At 74.1% G+C, this 14,833-nt stretch carries 14 protein-coding genes; 4 read left to right on the forward strand and 10 right to left on the reverse strand.

Annotation, left to right across the window (positions count from 1 at the left end):
* Positions 1–278 precede the first annotated feature (278 nt).
* Positions 279–2,153: an ABC transporter ATP-binding protein gene (locus GA0115242_RS14715; RefSeq protein WP_237549058.1), complete on the forward strand. Its 1,875-nt coding sequence runs from the start codon at positions 279–281 to the stop codon at positions 2,151–2,153.
* Between the two features lie 89 nt (positions 2,154–2,242).
* Here GA0115242_RS14715 and GA0115242_RS14720 read toward each other — a convergent pair whose 3' ends face one another.
* From GA0115242_RS14720 to GA0115242_RS14750, 7 genes are all read right to left on the reverse strand, one after another.
* Positions 2,243–2,434, reverse strand: coding sequence for a hypothetical protein (locus GA0115242_RS14720; protein ID WP_093828454.1), 192 nt, complete (start codon positions 2,432–2,434; stop codon positions 2,243–2,245).
* Positions 2,435–2,589: 155 nt separating this feature from the next.
* Positions 2,590–3,279, reverse strand: coding sequence for a DUF899 domain-containing protein (locus GA0115242_RS14725; RefSeq protein ID WP_093828456.1), 690 nt, complete (start codon positions 3,277–3,279; stop codon positions 2,590–2,592).
* 66 nt (positions 3,280–3,345) lie between these two features.
* On the reverse strand, positions 3,346–5,298 hold the full coding sequence (locus GA0115242_RS14730; RefSeq protein ID WP_093828458.1) for an FUSC family protein: 1,953 nt from the start codon (positions 5,296–5,298) through the stop codon (positions 3,346–3,348).
* Between the two features lie 306 nt (positions 5,299–5,604).
* Positions 5,605–6,765 (reverse strand): glycoside hydrolase family 6 protein, encoded by a 1,161-nt coding sequence (locus tag GA0115242_RS14735; protein WP_256089434.1) that lies wholly within the window; start codon positions 6,763–6,765, stop codon positions 5,605–5,607.
* Between the two features lie 153 nt (positions 6,766–6,918).
* Positions 6,919–7,884, reverse strand: coding sequence for an MBL fold metallo-hydrolase (locus GA0115242_RS14740; RefSeq protein WP_161353151.1), 966 nt, complete (start codon positions 7,882–7,884; stop codon positions 6,919–6,921).
* Positions 7,885–8,147: 263 nt separating this feature from the next.
* Positions 8,148–8,906, reverse strand: coding sequence for an aspartate/glutamate racemase family protein (locus GA0115242_RS14745; protein ID WP_093828462.1), 759 nt, complete (start codon positions 8,904–8,906; stop codon positions 8,148–8,150).
* Positions 8,907–8,911: 5 nt separating this feature from the next.
* On the reverse strand, positions 8,912–10,360 hold the full coding sequence (locus GA0115242_RS14750) for an NCS1 family nucleobase:cation symporter-1 (protein WP_093828464.1): 1,449 nt from the start codon (positions 10,358–10,360) through the stop codon (positions 8,912–8,914).
* 311 nt (positions 10,361–10,671) lie between these two features.
* On the opposite strand from GA0115242_RS14750, the gene GA0115242_RS14755 reads away from it, so the two are divergent.
* A complete protein-coding gene (locus GA0115242_RS14755) occupies positions 10,672–11,346 on the forward strand; it encodes a GntR family transcriptional regulator (protein WP_093828466.1) in 675 nt (224 codons plus the stop codon).
* A gap of 252 nt (positions 11,347–11,598) precedes the next feature.
* Here GA0115242_RS14755 and GA0115242_RS14760 read toward each other — a convergent pair whose 3' ends face one another.
* Complete coding sequence (locus GA0115242_RS14760; RefSeq protein ID WP_093828468.1) at positions 11,599–12,357, reverse strand: uracil-DNA glycosylase; 759 nt, start codon at positions 12,355–12,357, stop codon at positions 11,599–11,601.
* Between the two features lie 187 nt (positions 12,358–12,544).
* On the opposite strand from GA0115242_RS14760, the gene GA0115242_RS14765 reads away from it, so the two are divergent.
* Entirely contained in the window at positions 12,545–13,084 is a 540-nt protein-coding gene (locus GA0115242_RS14765) for an RNA-binding S4 domain-containing protein (RefSeq protein WP_093828470.1), read from the forward strand.
* A gap of 52 nt (positions 13,085–13,136) precedes the next feature.
* On the opposite strand, the gene GA0115242_RS14770 is transcribed toward GA0115242_RS14765, so the two are convergent.
* Entirely contained in the window at positions 13,137–14,036 is a 900-nt protein-coding gene (locus GA0115242_RS14770) for an acyltransferase domain-containing protein (protein WP_093828472.1), read from the reverse strand.
* Between the two features lie 65 nt (positions 14,037–14,101).
* Here GA0115242_RS14770 and GA0115242_RS14775 point away from each other — a divergent pair, with 65 nt between their 5' ends.
* Positions 14,102–14,371: a DUF6343 family protein gene (locus GA0115242_RS14775; RefSeq protein ID WP_256089435.1), complete on the forward strand. Its 270-nt coding sequence runs from the start codon at positions 14,102–14,104 to the stop codon at positions 14,369–14,371.
* A gap of 78 nt (positions 14,372–14,449) precedes the next feature.
* Here the strand turns inward: GA0115242_RS14775 and GA0115242_RS14780 are convergent, their stop codons facing one another.
* Positions 14,450–14,830 (reverse strand): tetratricopeptide repeat protein, encoded by a 381-nt coding sequence (locus tag GA0115242_RS14780; protein ID WP_093828474.1) that lies wholly within the window; start codon positions 14,828–14,830, stop codon positions 14,450–14,452.
* Positions 14,831–14,833 lie beyond the last annotated feature (3 nt).

Below are 14,833 nucleotides of genomic sequence, written 5' to 3' on the forward strand. Positions count from 1 at the left end.
GCCCGACCCCACGCCCCCGCCCCGCGCCCCGATCCCCGCGACACGACCCCACCCCCCGTTCCGCGACCCGGCCCCGCGCCCGGGAAGACTTCCACGCGCCGCGTGCTCCCCCCGCCCGCTCCCCCATGCGCTCTCCCCTCCTCCGGCGCGGCCCGCGATAGTGGCCGTTCGTCCATCGGGAGACGGGGAGGTCGGCGGTGCCGAAGAAGCGGGGACTGGCGGAGGGCGAGGTCTCCGAGTCGGAAAGGCTGCTGTTCGGCGGGCCGCTCCGATACGACATGGGGTGGAGCCAGCACCGGGACGCCTTCCTTGAGCTGGGCTTCCGGGCCATGGTGACGCGGCTGCCGTCGCTGCTCGGATCGAGTTTCCGGCTGGCCTGGCAGGCGGACCGGCGGGCCGCGCGGACCGTGCTCGCGGCCGAGGTGGCCCGGGGCCTCACGCAGGCGGTGGGCCTCCTCGCCGTCAACAGTGTCCTGGGGCGGCTGATCGACGGCGGCTCGATCGAGGACCGGCTGCGCGGCGCCGCTCCCGCGCTGGCCGTGATGGCCGCCGTCACCCTGCTCGGGACGCTGCTGCGGGCCGCGTCCACCTATGCCACCGGGCGGCTCGAACCCAAGGTCGAACGGGTGGCGACGGAGCTGTACCTGGAGCGGGCGGCGGCCGTGGAGCTGTCCGCGATCGAGGACCACGCCTTCCACAAGCTGCTGGACACCGCGCAGTACGGCGCCGCCTCGGCCCGCCGGATGATCTCGTGCGCCACCCGGGTCGTGAACGCGGCGATCTCCCTGATCGCGGCGGCGGGCGTGCTGACCGTGCTGCACCCCGCGCTGCTCCCGCTCCTCATGACCATGACGCTGCCGAGCGCCTGGAGCGCCCTGACCAACGCCCGGCGCCGGTACGAGTCCTTCCACACCTGGGTGCAGCACGCCCGCGCCGGTCAACTGATCAGTTCGCTGCTGACCGAGCCGGGGGCGGCACCGGAGATCCGGGTGCACGGCGTCGGCCCCTTCCTGCTGCGCCATTTCCGGTCGATGTCGGAGACGGCGGAGGCGGAGCAGGCCCGGCTGGCCAGGCTCGCGGCCCGCACCGGTCTGATCGCGGCGGTCTGGACCGGCCTCGCCACGGTGGCGACGTACACGACGCTCGGCGGGCTGCTGCTCACCGGCGCGATGGCGCTGTCGGTCGCGGGGACGGCGGTGATCGCGATCCGCACCGGTTCCAGCAGCCTGGACAGCCTGGTCCTGGAGGTCAACTCGCTGCACGAGGAGGCGCTGTTCGTCGGGGACCTGCACCGGATGTACGCGGAGGCGGCCGAGCGGGCGATCCCGATCGGCGGTGATCCGCTGCCGGAGGACCCGAGCGAGATCCGGTTCGAGAATGTCACCTTCCACTACCCGGGCGAGTCGGTGCGCCCCGCCCTCGACGACGTCACCCTCACCCTGCCGCTCGGCCGGATCGTGGCGCTGGTCGGCGAGAACGGCTCGGGCAAGTCGACCCTGGTCAAGCTGCTGGCGGGCCTCTACACCCCGGACCGGGGCCGCATCCTGTGGGACGACGTGGACACCGCGACCGCGGACCGGCACGCGCTCGCCGAGCGGATCGCGATGGTCGCGCAGGACTTCAAGCGCTGGCCGTTCACCGCGCGGGTGAACGTCGCCGTCGGCCGGTCCTCCGCGCCGCTGACCGACGAGCGGCTGGCCCGAGCGGTGACCGAGGCGGGCGCCGAGGAGGTCGTCGGGGAGCTGCCGAGGGGGCTCGACACGCTCCTAGCCCGCAATTTCAGCGGTGGCCACGAGCTGTCCGGCGGGCAGTGGCAACGTCTGGGCATCGCGCGGGCCGCCTACCGGCGGGGCCGGATCCTGATCGTGGACGAGCCGACGGCGGCCCTGGACGCGCGGGCCGAGCTGGAGGTGTTCGAGAAGATCAGGGCGCTGGCCGCCACCGGGCAGACCGTCGTCCTCATCACCCACCGGCTGGCGTCGGTGCGGCACGCGGATCTGGTGCATGTGCTGGACCAGGGGCGGCTGGTGGAGTCCGGCACCCCTGACGAGCTGCTGGCCTGCGGGGGTGTCTACGCGGAGCTGTACTCGCTCCAGGCGCGGCAGTTCACGACCGAGGTCCCGGTCCCGGTCCCGGCCCCGAAAACGGGCTGATCACGGGCTCACCGCGGGCTGACCGCGGGCGCCGTCAACCGTCCACCCCACCCGCGCACCCGCCCGGAGGGCCCCGTACCGGGCGCCCCTCAGGCCACCACCACGTTCACGGCGGCCTCGCCGCCCCGCACGATCACCAGGAACGTGTCGCTCGCGAGGTCCATGACGACCTCGGCCGCCAGCCCCTCCTGCCGTCGCGCGTGTGCGAACTCCTCGGCCGGCCACGACCCGCGCGGCCCGCCCGCGGGAAAGCGTTCGAGCACTGTTCGCCCGTTCACCACCCTGCACCTCCAGAAAGCGTCATGCGTTGTAGGAGTTAACGCCTTCCGGTGGTGCCCGGTCGCGGTCGGTGGCGGTACTGAGACGTAGCCGACACCTGATCGGCGCGGAGGGTGAGGGTCCGGTGACCGACCGATGATCACCGGCACGCTCCGCGTCAGTCCTCGTACTCGTCGTGATAGCGGACGCCCTCGCTCCCGGCGGGCGCGCCGAGCGCCGACGCGCGCCCCGCGGGCTCCTCCCACTCCTCCTGCCGGCCGAGCGCGGTCAGGTCGAGGAAGCTGGTGGTCGAGCCGAGTCCGTCGAGCCCGCGCGCGAAGGTCGAGTAGGTGTGGAAGACCTGGTCGCCGTCGCGCAGGAAGCAGCTGACGCCGGGCCGGTCGAAGAGTTCGCCGTCCTGCGACAGGGTCGCCTCGAAGTCGAGGTTGAAGTCGTCGCCGTGCGCCCCGTACCAGGGCAGGGTCCAGCCCATCCGGGCCTTGAACGGCAGGATCTTCGTGTACGGCGCCCGCGAGACGGCCGCGAGGGTGGTGCCGCGTGCCTTCAGGTGCGCGAGGTGGCCGATCTGGTCGAGGAAAGCGGAGCAGCTGCGGCACCCCGCGTCCCACTCGGGCGCGAACATGAAGTGGTAGACGACGAGCTGGCCGCGGCCCTGGAAGAGGTCGGCCAGCGTGGCCTTGCCGTCACCGCCCTCGAACAGGTACTCCCGCTCGATCGCCACCATCGGCAGGCGACGCCGTTCCGCGTTGAGCGCGTCCCTCGCGCGGGTCGCCTCCTTCTCCTTGACCAGCAGTTCTTCGCGCGCCGCGCGCCACCGCTCGCGCGAGACGATCTCCGGAAGCGACATTGCTCCTCCTGTACCCATGGTCCGTACGGAGGGGGTGACCGGGGGCGGACGCGGAACTCATCGCCGTCACGGAGAGAATTTTCCGGCGCCTCCACCGGCCGGGGATCCGGCGGGGGATCCGGCCGGGGATCCGGCCGGGGAATCCGCCGGGGGCAGGGCGCGGGCGGCGACGGGCAGCCCGCTCCGCTCCCTCTCCTTCGCCAACTCGTCCAGGAGCGCGACGAGTTGTTCGGTGTGCCGGGGTGAGAGCCGCCCGGAGTCGTCGAGTTGGACGGCGCAGGCGGTGGCCGCGTCGACGAGCCGCTCCAGGGTGTGGACGACGGTCTCGGCGCCCGCCGAGTGCCGTGCGAGGAGCGGGAGTTCGGCGGCGGCCGGGGCGATGGCGGCACGTGCCTCGGCGAGGGTGCGGTAGGCCTCACGGCGCAGGGTCCAGCGGACGGCGCGGGCCTCCGGGGCGCTTCCGTCGTCCGCCGTCTCCCCCAGCACATGGGTGAGGTAGGTGTGCGCGGCGTCGCCCGCGGCGGCCACCCGCGACCGGACGCCGCCGCCGCGCTGGCCGGGCATCGGCAGATGTCCGACGACGAGGACGATCGCGCAGGCGAGCAGGGTCTCGCCGATCCGTCCCGCGGAGGCCTGCGGTTCGCCGCCGACCATCACCAGGGCCAGGACGAGGACGGTGACGACGGCGGTCTGCGCGGCGAAGTGCCGGGTGGCGACCGGTATGAGGGCGCCGCTGAGGGCGACCAGCGCGATCAGCCCCTCGGGGCGGGGCAGCACGGTGGCGAACCCGGCGAACAGGAGCGCGCCGAGCACCGTCCCCGCGGCCCGGCACAGCACCCGGGACACCAGCGGCCCGAGGTCGGGCTTGACCAGGAAGACGGCGGTGGCGGGCAGCCAGTACCAGTGCTGGTGCTGCCCGTACCAGCGGGCGTGGTGCAGATACTGGGCGACGGCGACCGCCGCGCCGAAGCAGAGGGCGACCCGCAGCCCGTACTCGCGCCCGCCGGGCCCGAAGACGGTCCGCCACCGCCCGTCGGCCGGACGCGGCCGGGTGTGCAGGTCGCCGCCCCGGCCCTGGTCGAAGGCGTGGGCGGCGTGCAGGAGCGCGTCGTCGAGGGCCCGGAGCGCGGGCGCGGAGCGGTGCGGCGCGGGGAGCGGGCCGGTCGGGGTGCCGCCCCTGACGGCGTCCGCGAGCCTGCGGGGTCCTTCGGAGGCGCGGGCCGAGACGGGGTCCCCGGCCCAGGCGAGCGCGGTCGCCGCCTCGGCGAGCGGGAGCGCGGCGGCGTACTGGGCGTGCAGCCGCCGCTCCGCCGCCGAGCTGGCGAAACGCCGCAGCCGGGGTCCGGCGAGGGCGTCCTGCGCCTGGTCGAGGGCGCCGGTGAGGGCGGCCCTGCGCCCGGTGGCGGCGTCGGTGCCCGCCGCGTCGAGGAGTGCGGCGACGGCGTCGTAGACGGCGGCGACGGCGTCCCGCTCGCCGTCGAACCGGAAGTCACCGGCCGTCGCGCGCGGGGTGGGCAGCACCAGGCGCAGCGCGAGGAGCCACCCCGCGCCGGTCAGGAAGGCGAGCGCCCGCTGCCAGCCCGCGTCGGGCAGCGGCATCCCGGCGCCGATCGCGGAGGCGACCAGCAGTTGCGTCCCGGCACCGGAGGCGATCGGCCCGACGGCGCTGACCGCGCCCGCCAGCAGTCCGACGGCGGTGAGCAGCAGGGTGAGCGCGACCGGCCCGAGGTGGTCCCCCGTCGATGTCCCGGCGAGCAGCCCGGCGGCTCCGGCGAGCGCGGGCACGCCCAGGCGGCGCACGGAGGCGCGTCGGCTGCCGGGGCGGTCGTTGATCCCGGCGAACATGGCGCCGATCGCGGCGACGACCCCGAGCGAGGTCCGGTCCAGGAGCACGGCGCCGAGCAGCACGGGCCCGGCGGCGAGGGCGCCTCGGACGACGGCGCTCCAGGGGACGGGACCGCGCTGGGCGCGGAGGGCGTGGGCGAGCCAGGGGGGCAGGGCGGGCCGGGACCGGGTCACGTGGCTCCTGTCGTCTCGACGGGGGCGGGTGCCTGCGGGCGACGGTGGCCGGGGCGATGGCGTTTCGGTGCTGCGGAGGGTCCACGGTAGTCGGCGCGGAGGGAGAAGACGGGACGGTTGTATTGCGAGGATGTGACGGTTGGCGGGAAGCCGGGGTTTCTTTATGAACAGAATCAGCCGCAACCGACCTTGGAATCGAAGGCACCAGCCCCTTACGGCCGCCTCCCCCGCGCCCGCCAGGCCGCCGGAGCGTGAACCGGACCTGCGGTACGCCGCGCGGCCGCAGCGGCGCGGGAGGGTCCGGGGTCAGTGCGCCGACTCGTGGGCGTTGCGGGCCAGTTCGAGGGCGTACTCCGGCCACCACCGGCCCGCCGCCGGGCCGCCGCGGCAGGTGCCGTCGGACTCGCCCGGCCGCTTGATCCACAGGTAGGCGTCGAGGCGGGCGCTGCCCGTGCGGGTCGTCGGCGGGGTGCCGAGGGCGCGGCCGGCCGGGTTGCACCAGGCGTCCGTGCCGCTCGCCCCGGCGGCGGGCCCGTTGCCGTTGCGGCTGCTGTCGATGACGTAGTGGATGCCGCCCAGGTCCTTCGACAGCCACTCCCCGTACGCCGAACTCGCCGCGTCAGTCTGGAAGTTGGAGACGTTCAGGGCGACCCCGTCGGCCCGCCCGGCACCGGACGCCTTCAGCCCGTCGACCAGTCGCCAGGCCTCCGGGATCCAGGCGGAGTTGCCGGCGTCGAGGTAGACGCGGGTGTGGGCGCGGCTCTTGAGACGGTCCACGGCGTACGCCAGGAGGGCGTAGCGCTCGGCCGCCGTCACCCGGGTGCAGCCCGCCACCACCTGGGCCACGGCGTCCGGTTCGACGACGACGTAGGCGCCGCGGTCGCCGAGCGCCGCCGCGAACGCGTCGACCCAGGCGCGGTAGGCGGCGGCGTTCGGGGCACCGCCCTCGGAGTACTGCCCGCAGTCCCGGTCGGGGACGTAGTAGGCGACCAGCACGGCCAGGCGTCCGGCGCGGGCCGCCGCGGTGGTGCGGGCGCGGACGGTCGGGGCGGGGTCGGGGCCGTGGATCCACTCGGCCTGCGGGCGGTCGGCGATCCGGTCGAGCAGCGCGGCGTCCGCCGTGCGTCCCGCCGCGCGCCACCCGGCGGCCTGCCGCGCGGCGTCCGAGTCGGGGTCGGTCCACAGCGGGCCACCGTCGTCGGCCACCGGCTCACGCCCCACCGTCCCGCCGGCCACCGGCCTCATGCCCGCCGTCCTGCCGGTCACCGGCTCACGCCCCGCCGTCCCGGTGGTCGCCGGCCTCGTGCCCGCCGTCCCGGTGGTCGCCGTCGCGGGTCCTGGGGCGACGGCGGCGCAGCACGCGCCGGTGAGCAGCGCGGCCAGCAGGGCGCGGACGGCGGTCCCCGGCGTTACGGGGAGCGGACGGCGGGGGCGGGACGGCCACGGCGGGGGCGAGAAGCTGTCCACGGGCGACTCCGTTCCCGCCGCCTGGCACCCGGCTCCGGGACGGCCGGCGGCGATCGGGCGGCGAACTCTTCCCGGGAGTCTGCGGGCGCCGCCGTCCGGGTCCCGCGCACCGGCCTGCGGTTCGCCGGAAGATCACCCCGTCGGCGGGGCGGTTCAGGCGCGCGGCGCCCGAGCCCCGTACGCCCACTGCGCCGCACGCCCGGCGAGTTGGATGAGATCGGGTTCGCTCAGGTCGCCGTCGAGGTGGCGGTACTCGACGGCGGTGAGGATCACGATCCGCTCGGGCAGGCCGAGGTGGTCGTGGAAGCCGTCGGCGAGGATGGCGGCGGCGGTCTCCGAGGCGGTGCGGCCCGCCGTGTGCCCGGCCTCGATCCGCTCCGCCAACTCCCGCAGATAGGAGAGGTGTCGGCGGACGTCCGCCGGGGTCATCAGCGGGCCGTGGCCGGGGACGATCACCTCGGGTCCGAGGGCGAGGATCGTCTCGCACGCGGCGGCGACCTGGGAGAGCGGCCCGTTCCAGTGCACGGGGTGGTCGTCGGCGAAGAGGACGTCACCGGCGCAGACCACCCGCTGGGCGGGCAGGTGCACGATCAGGTCACCGGCGGAGTGCGCGGGGCCGACCTCGATCAGCTCGACGTCGGTCCCGCCGATCCGCAGGTCGTACCGCCCGGCGAAGGTGACGGTCGGCGGGACGGCCTCGACGTCGTCGTACCGGTACCGCCCGAAGTGTTCCCGGGCGTAGCGGCCGAGGGGTTCGTCGGCCGGGGTGGCGTGGGTGAGGAAGTGCATCTGCTGGGGCGACGGTTCCCGGCACAGATGCTCGGCCCCGGCCTTGGTGGCGATGATGTCGGCGCCGGGGAAGAGGCCGTTGCCGAAGGTGTGGTCGCCGTTGACATGGGTGTTGACGATCGTGCCCACGGTGGCGCCGACGGGCAGCAACGGCCGGGCCAGGTCGATCAGCGCCTCGGTCATCGGGCGGTCGTAGGGCGTGTCGACGAGGGCCGCCTCCGTACCGGAGACGATGAGCAGGCAGTTCGCGAAACCCCAGGTGCCCGGGTGTCCCGGGGACCAGAGGTGCAGTCCGTCGGCGACCTGGTGGAGTCCGTCAGGCAGGTTCATGACGATCATTCTCGCCACCCCCGCCCACCACGGAACCCACCACCCCCACCCGAGCCGCCAGCCCCACCGAACCCACGAGACCTGTCAGCCACGTCGGCCCCACCGGACCCACCGGACCTACCGGACCCACGAGACCTGCCAGCCCGTCGGCCCCACCACACCTGTGGGCCCCACCGGTCCCACGAGACCTGTCAGCCCCGTCGGCCCCGCCAGGCCCACGCGACCTGTCAGCCACGCCGACCCCACCAGCCCCGTCAGCCCCGTCAGCCCAGACGAGCGGGCCCGCGCTCCTGTCCGCCCTCCCCGGCTCCGTCCGCCCCCCACACCCGCCGCTTCGGCAGCGGGCGCTGGTAGCTGCCGACGCGGCTGGTCGTCAGCCCCAACTCCACCAGGGACTCGGCGAGTTTGACGGCCGCCGCGACGCCGTCCACGACGGGCATGTTCAGCTTCTCGCCCACCGTGCGCTGGAGTCCCGTCATTCCGGCGCAGCCGAGCACCAGGACCTCGGCCCCCGCCGCGCGCGCCTGCTCGGCCGCGGCGAGGAACGCGGCCTCGGTGCGGGCCGCGTCGCCGAGGTCGAGGACGCCGAGGCCGGTGCCGACGACGGCGGCGCAGTTGCGGGCGACACCTGCCGTCTCCAGGCTGTCCTCGATCTGCCCCCGGGAGCGTTCCAGCGTGGTGACGACGCCGTACCGCCGTCCCAGCAGGCACGCCAGGTGGGCGGCGGCCTCGGTGATGTCGACGACCGGGACGTCGACCAACTCCCGTACTCCTTCCCGCCCGTGCTCCCCGAACCCGGCGAGCACGACGGCGTCGTAGGCCGGTCCCCGGTAGGTGCGCAGCAGGTCCATGACGGCGGCGGCCGACAGGTAGCTGTCGAGCCAGCCCTCGGCCGACTCGGGGCCCCACGCCGGGGTCAGCCCGGTCACGGTGGTGCCGGGACCCGCGGCGGTCCGGGCGCCGTGGACGATCTCCTCGGTCATCTCCCGCGTGGTGTTGCAGTTGGTGACGACGATCCGCACCTGCGTCAGCCCTCTTCCGCCGTGCGCTCGCTCCGGCACAGGACCGCGTACAGTCCGGCCGCGAGCGCGGTACCGATGAACCAGGAGTACGGCGCCACGTCGCTGAAGACGGTCACCAGCGCGAGCACCGCGGCGACACCGGCCGAGGGCAGGAACGCCCACAGGGCACGGGGGTTGACGCCCTTGCGGTAGTAGTAGCGGCTGCCGGGGGTGGCGTCGAAGAGGCCGTCGACGTCGATCCGGCCGCGCTTGACCCAGTAGTAGTCGACCATGATGACGCCGAACAGCGGTCCCAGGAAGGCGCCGAGGCCGCCGAGGAAGTAGTTGACGACGGTCGGGTTGGAGAAGAGGTTCCAGGGCGTGACGACCAGCGCGGCGACCGTGCTGATCCAGCCGCCGACCTTGAAGGTGATCTTCTGCGGCCAGACGTTGGCGAGGTCGTAGGCGGGCGAGACGAAGTTCGCGACGATGTTGACGCCCATGGTGGCGATGGCGAAGGTCAGGGCGCCGAGGACGAGCACCCAGGTGTTGCCGACCCTGGCGACCAGTTCGGCCGGGTCGGTGATGGCCTCGCCGAAGACCTTGAGCGAACCGGCGGTGACGATCACCGAGACGACCACGAACGCCGTGGAGTTGATGGGCAGGCCCCAGAAGTTGCCGCGGCGGACGGTGCGTTGGTCGGGCGCGAAGCGGGAGAAGTCGCAGAAGTTGAGCATCAGCGTGCCGTAGGTGGCGAGGATCAGGCCGATCGCGCCGAACCACTGGCGCCACTGCTCACCGACCGGGACCGGGTGCGGGGTGTCGGTGAGGGAGATCGTCCACCCGGCCTTGGCCAGCACCCACACCGCGAGGGCGATCATCACGATCCAGATGGCGGGGCCGCAGAAGTCCTGGAACTTCCGTACCGACTCCATGCCCTGACTGATGATCAGCGCCTGGAGGAACCAGAGCGAGACGAACGAGACCCAGCCGAGGGCGTCGAGGCCGAGGAACGAGCTGTGCGTCCAGGACTCCAGGCCGGGCCAGGCCGCCAGCAGCATCACGTTGACGGCGACGGAGGCCAGGTAGGTCTGGATGCCGTACCACATGATGGCGATCACGGCCCGGATGAGGGCGGGGATGTTGGCGCCCCAGACACCGAAGCTGATCCGGCTGACGACGGGGAAGGGCACGCCGTGGCGCTGGCCTATCGTGCCCATCCGGTTCATGCCGACGTAGATGAGCACGAAGCCGACGAGGAGCGCGGTGAAGACCTGCCAGACGTTCATGCCGAGGACCAGCAGACCGGCGGCGAAGGTGTAGTTGCCGAGGTTGTGGACGTCCGACATCCACATGGCGAAGAGGTCGAAGACCTTCCAGTTCCGCTGCGCGGCGGGGGCGAGGTCCTCGTTGGTGAGCCGGGGATCGGGGGTGAACGCGGGGGCGCCGGCTTCGGCGCGGTCTGCGAGGGACACGGGGGACCTCCAGAGCGGGCGGGGCTTGGGGATGACGGAGGACGAGCCGAACGCGTTTGGTATACCAAACTGCGGACATGGTCCCGCCGTCAAGCGTTCGGACCGATATCGCCGCCGTTAAGGCTCAGTAAATTCGCCAGGGAGCCCCAGATAGGCTCAGAAACCACCACAACAGCACGAAAGCCCCCAGGATCGGGGGTCCTGGAGGCTGCGCGGAGACCGGACGGCGGCCGCGCCCGCGCCCCCGGCTCCTCCCGCACCGGGCGGGCGAACCGGCCGACCGGGGCCGCGCCGTCGGCGAAGATGGTCCCATGGCGAAGATCGAACCTCTCGGCGCGGTGCGCGAGCGGGTCCTGGCGACCCTGCGGCAGGACATCATCGCGGGGCGGCTGTGCCCGGGTGACCGGCTGGTCGAAAGGGAGCTGGCGGAGCGGCTCGGGGTCTCGCGGGTGCCGGTCAGGGAGGCGATCAGGGCGCTGGTCGCGGAGGGCTTCGTCCACTTCGAGTCCGCCCGCCGCACCGTCGTCAGGCGGTTGACCCCCACCGACGTCAAGGAACTCTTCGAACTGCGCGAGGCGTTGGAGGTCTACGCGGCGGGCCTCGCGGCCGAGCGGGCGACGCCCGAGGCGCTGACGGAACTGCGCGCGCTGCTGGCCAGGTCGGCGGCGGCGACCGAGGCGGACGACGCCGAGGCCATCACGGACATCAACACCCTCTTCCACGACCGCATCCTCGCCCTGGCGGGCAACAGCCTGCTGATCTCCGTGCTGGAACCGGTCGACGGACGGCTGCGCTGGCTGACCCGGCAGAACGAGGAGTGGCCCCAACTCCTCACGGAGCACCGGGACCTGTACGACGCCATCGCCTCCGGCGACCCGGACCGGGCCCGCGCCCACGCCCTGACCCACGTCCAGGCCAACTACCGCTCCACGGTCCGCCATCTGTTCGGCGAGGAGCAGTCCCCGGCCCGGCCTGCCGTGGACTGAGCTGGATCGGTCGTCGGGGAGAGGCGAAAGCGTCGGGGGTCAACAGGGCCTGGCCGCATGCCACTTGGGGCGTCCCCGGGTGAGCCCGCGGTTGCTTGGGGCACCCCGACCCCGGGTCGGCCTGCACCCACCGGACACTCCGAGACCCGCCCACTCCGTCACCCGGGGGTCAGCCCACGTCGTCACCCCGGGGCACGCCGACTCCCCCACCGCCGGGCCCGCCCGCTTCGTCACCCCGGGACCCCGAGCCCGTCACCCCACGACCCCGCCGCCGCGCCCCTCGTCCACCGTCGGCAACCCCGCCGCGTCCGCCGCCTCGCGCAGCACCGACCTGAGCATCTCCGGGGTCAACTTCCCGGTGAACGTGTTGCGTTGGCTGACGTGGTAACAGCCGAACAGATCGAGCCCACCGAGCCCATCGGGCCCGCCGGGCCCGCCGGGCCCGTCCAGCGCGACCCGGGTGCCGTGGCCGAAGGCCGGGCGGGGGCGCGGCACCTCCCAGCCCGCCGCCGCGAACGCCGGGAGCGCCGCCTGCCAGCCGAAGGCGCCGAGGACGACCACGGCACGCACCGTCGGCCGCAGCAGCCGCAGTTCCTCCACCAGCCAGGGACGGCAGGAGTCCCGTTCGGCGGGCGTCGGCTTGTTCTCGGGCGGCGCGCAGTGCACCGGGGACGTGATGCGGACCCCGCGCAGGGTCAGACCGTCGTCGGCGGACACCGCCGTCGGCCGGGACGCGAGCCCCACGTCGTACAGCGCGCGGTAGAGGACGTCGCCCGAGCGGTCACCCGTGAACATCCGGCCGGTGCGGTTGGCGCCGTGGGCCGCCGGGGCCAGCCCGAGGATCAGCAGCCGGGCGTCGGACGGCCCGAACCCCGGCACCGCGCGCCCCCAGTACGTCCAGTCGGCGAACGCGGCCCGCTTGGTGCGGGCGACCTCCTCCCGCCACCGCACCAGCCGCGGACAGGCACGGCAGTCCGCGACGCGCTGGTCCAGATCGCCGAGAGCACTCACCCGACCACCGTACGACCGGCGGACCGGGAACGGAGGACCGGGACGGGAGAGCCCCCTGGGCGGAAGGCCGTCGAGGCAGCGGGGCGGTGGGGCGGTGGGGCGGTCGAAGACGATGGGGCGGTCAAGACGACGGGAGCGGCGGAAATTCCGTCCGGTCCCGGGCCGCCCGCGGACTAAGGTCGACGGCATGGCTTCCGAAGAGTCCGCAGCGAACGACGACCAGGCACCGGCGCCCGAGCCCGCGGGGCCGGACCCGAAGGTCGAGGCGGCCGTCGCCGCGGCCGAGGCCGCGGGGCCCGGGGAGGGCGGGACGGTCCGGCTCGACAGCTGGATCTGGGCGGTCCGGCTGGTCAAGACGCGTTCGGTCGGCGCCACCGCGTGCCGGGGCGGCCACGTGCACGTCAACGGCGAGCGGGTGAAGCCCGCCTACGCGGTGCGCGTCGGCGACGAGGTGCGGGTGCGACAGGAGGGGCGGGAGCGGATCGTCGTCGTCAAGCGCCTGATCCGCAAGCGGGTCGGCGCCCCGGTCGCGGCGCAGTGCTACGTCGACAACTCGCCGCCCCCGCCGCCGCGCCAGGCCGTGGCCCCGGCGGGAGTCCGCGACCGCGGCACCGGCCGCCCCACCAAGCGCGACCGGCGCGACATGGAACGGCTGCGCGGCCTCCAGGACTCGGCGACGGCGGCCCGCAACAGCAGGCGGCACGACGAGGAGCGGCCCGGCGGGTGAGCCGAACCCGCATCCCCGCAGGCGGGCCCGACCGGACCGGCCGTCGGCGCCGCTACAGCGGGAACCACCCGTGCCCGATGTACCAGTGGCCGCCCGCCCGCAGCCGGTCGCCGACCGCGCGTTCCAGGGCCGTGCGCCGGGGCAGCGACTCGACCGCGAGACCGGGGTCCCCGAACACGAACTGCACGGGCTCGGTGTCGGCCGGTTCGGTGTCCTCGCGGGCCACCCGGAAGCGCCGCTGGAAGCGGACGATGTTGGAGTCGGCGGGCAGGTCCTCGGCCAGCTGCGGATCGAGCAGCCAGGAGTGGCAGAGCGCGGCCCGGTACTTCTCCTCCGGGTGGTGACGGGCGAAGAAGTCAGCGGCCAGGGCCAGCGAACGGTCGCAGGCCTCCGGCGAGAGCGGGCCGAGGTAGTCGGGGATGTGCAGGTTCAGGCAGGGCGTGCCGGGCGCCGTGTCGAGTCCCGCGGCGGCCAGGGCGTGCCCGGTGCGCTCACCGTGCCGGGCGCGCTGGAACTGCAACCGACCGAGCTGGTACAGCTCCCCGCCGAAGTGCAGGGTGAGCCACCGCCGTGACACCAGACCGGGAACGCCGTAGCGCCTGCGGTGGACGGCGACGTGTCTGCCGAGGTCGGCGAGGGTGCGCCGGGAGACGTCGTCGGGGACGCCGAGGGCGCGGTGGTGGGCGCGGGTGTGGGGCAGCGCGGCGACGAAGACGTAGAGCGGGAAGCAGCGCTGGAGCGCCCCGGTCGGCCAGTCGAGGTCGGGCAGGTCCACCCCGCCGCGGATCTCGCCGAGGCCGTGGGTCAGCTGCCCGACGCAGGCTTCGAGGAACTGCCGCAGCTCGGGGTCGTCGGTGACCCGGCGGCCCATCCTGACCAGCTCGTTGATGTCCTCGTGGGGCACCCCCAGATCGACCAGCGTCTCGGCCAGTGCGTCGGCGCGCGGAAGCACGCGTTCCCCCCTTTGGTGTCCGTTCCATCCGAAGAGTACGTTGCAAGGAGAAGGGGTGACCGGCTGTGCGGACGGGCAGTGAACCGACGACCGCGCGCAGTGCGCTGCGGATGCGGTTGTGGCTGAGCCTGTGGGGCCTGGTCTGGGCGGTCCTCGGCACGGCGGTCTTCGCGTTCACCGGGCAGGTCGGCTGGGCGGTGGCCTGCGGGGTGCTGTGGCTGGTGGCGACCGTGGACCTGGGCGTGATCGTGCGCCACATCCACCAGGGCCCGCACTTCCAGCCGGGCCGTGACGTCCCGCCCTATCTCCCGCCGGAACGGCGCCCCCGGCGCTGAGCCGTCCGTGTCACCCCGGCCCGCCGCCCCGCGCCCCGAGTCGCCCCCGCCGCTGTGGCCGCGCCGGACCGCGCCCGCTCAGTCGTCGAAACGGGCGGCCTTCAGGTACTGCGGGTTGGGGTCGAGCGCGGCGGCCAGCCGGAAGTGCCGGGTCGCCTGATCGGGTCTGCCCTGCCGTTCGTAGGTGCGGGCGAGGGCGAAGTGCGCGAACGCGTTGTCCGGCTCACGCTCCAGGACGATCGTGAACTCCAGCTCGGCGGGCCGCAGTTGCGCGGCGGCGAAGAAGGCGCGGGCGCGCAGCAGCCGGGCGGCCGTGTTCTCCGGGTGGGCGGCGATGACGCTGTCGAGCAGCTTCACCGCGCCTCTCGGGTCACGCGCGTCGAGCAGCCGCTCGGCCGCGCGGAAGTCGATGACATGCGTCTCCGGAGTACGTCCGGTCGATCCGCTGCTCTCGGGCACGGA

The sequence above is a fragment of the Streptomyces sp. SolWspMP-5a-2 genome, from assembly GCF_900091845.1.
GTDB lineage: Bacteria > Actinomycetota > Actinomycetes > Streptomycetales > Streptomycetaceae > Streptomyces > Streptomyces doudnae.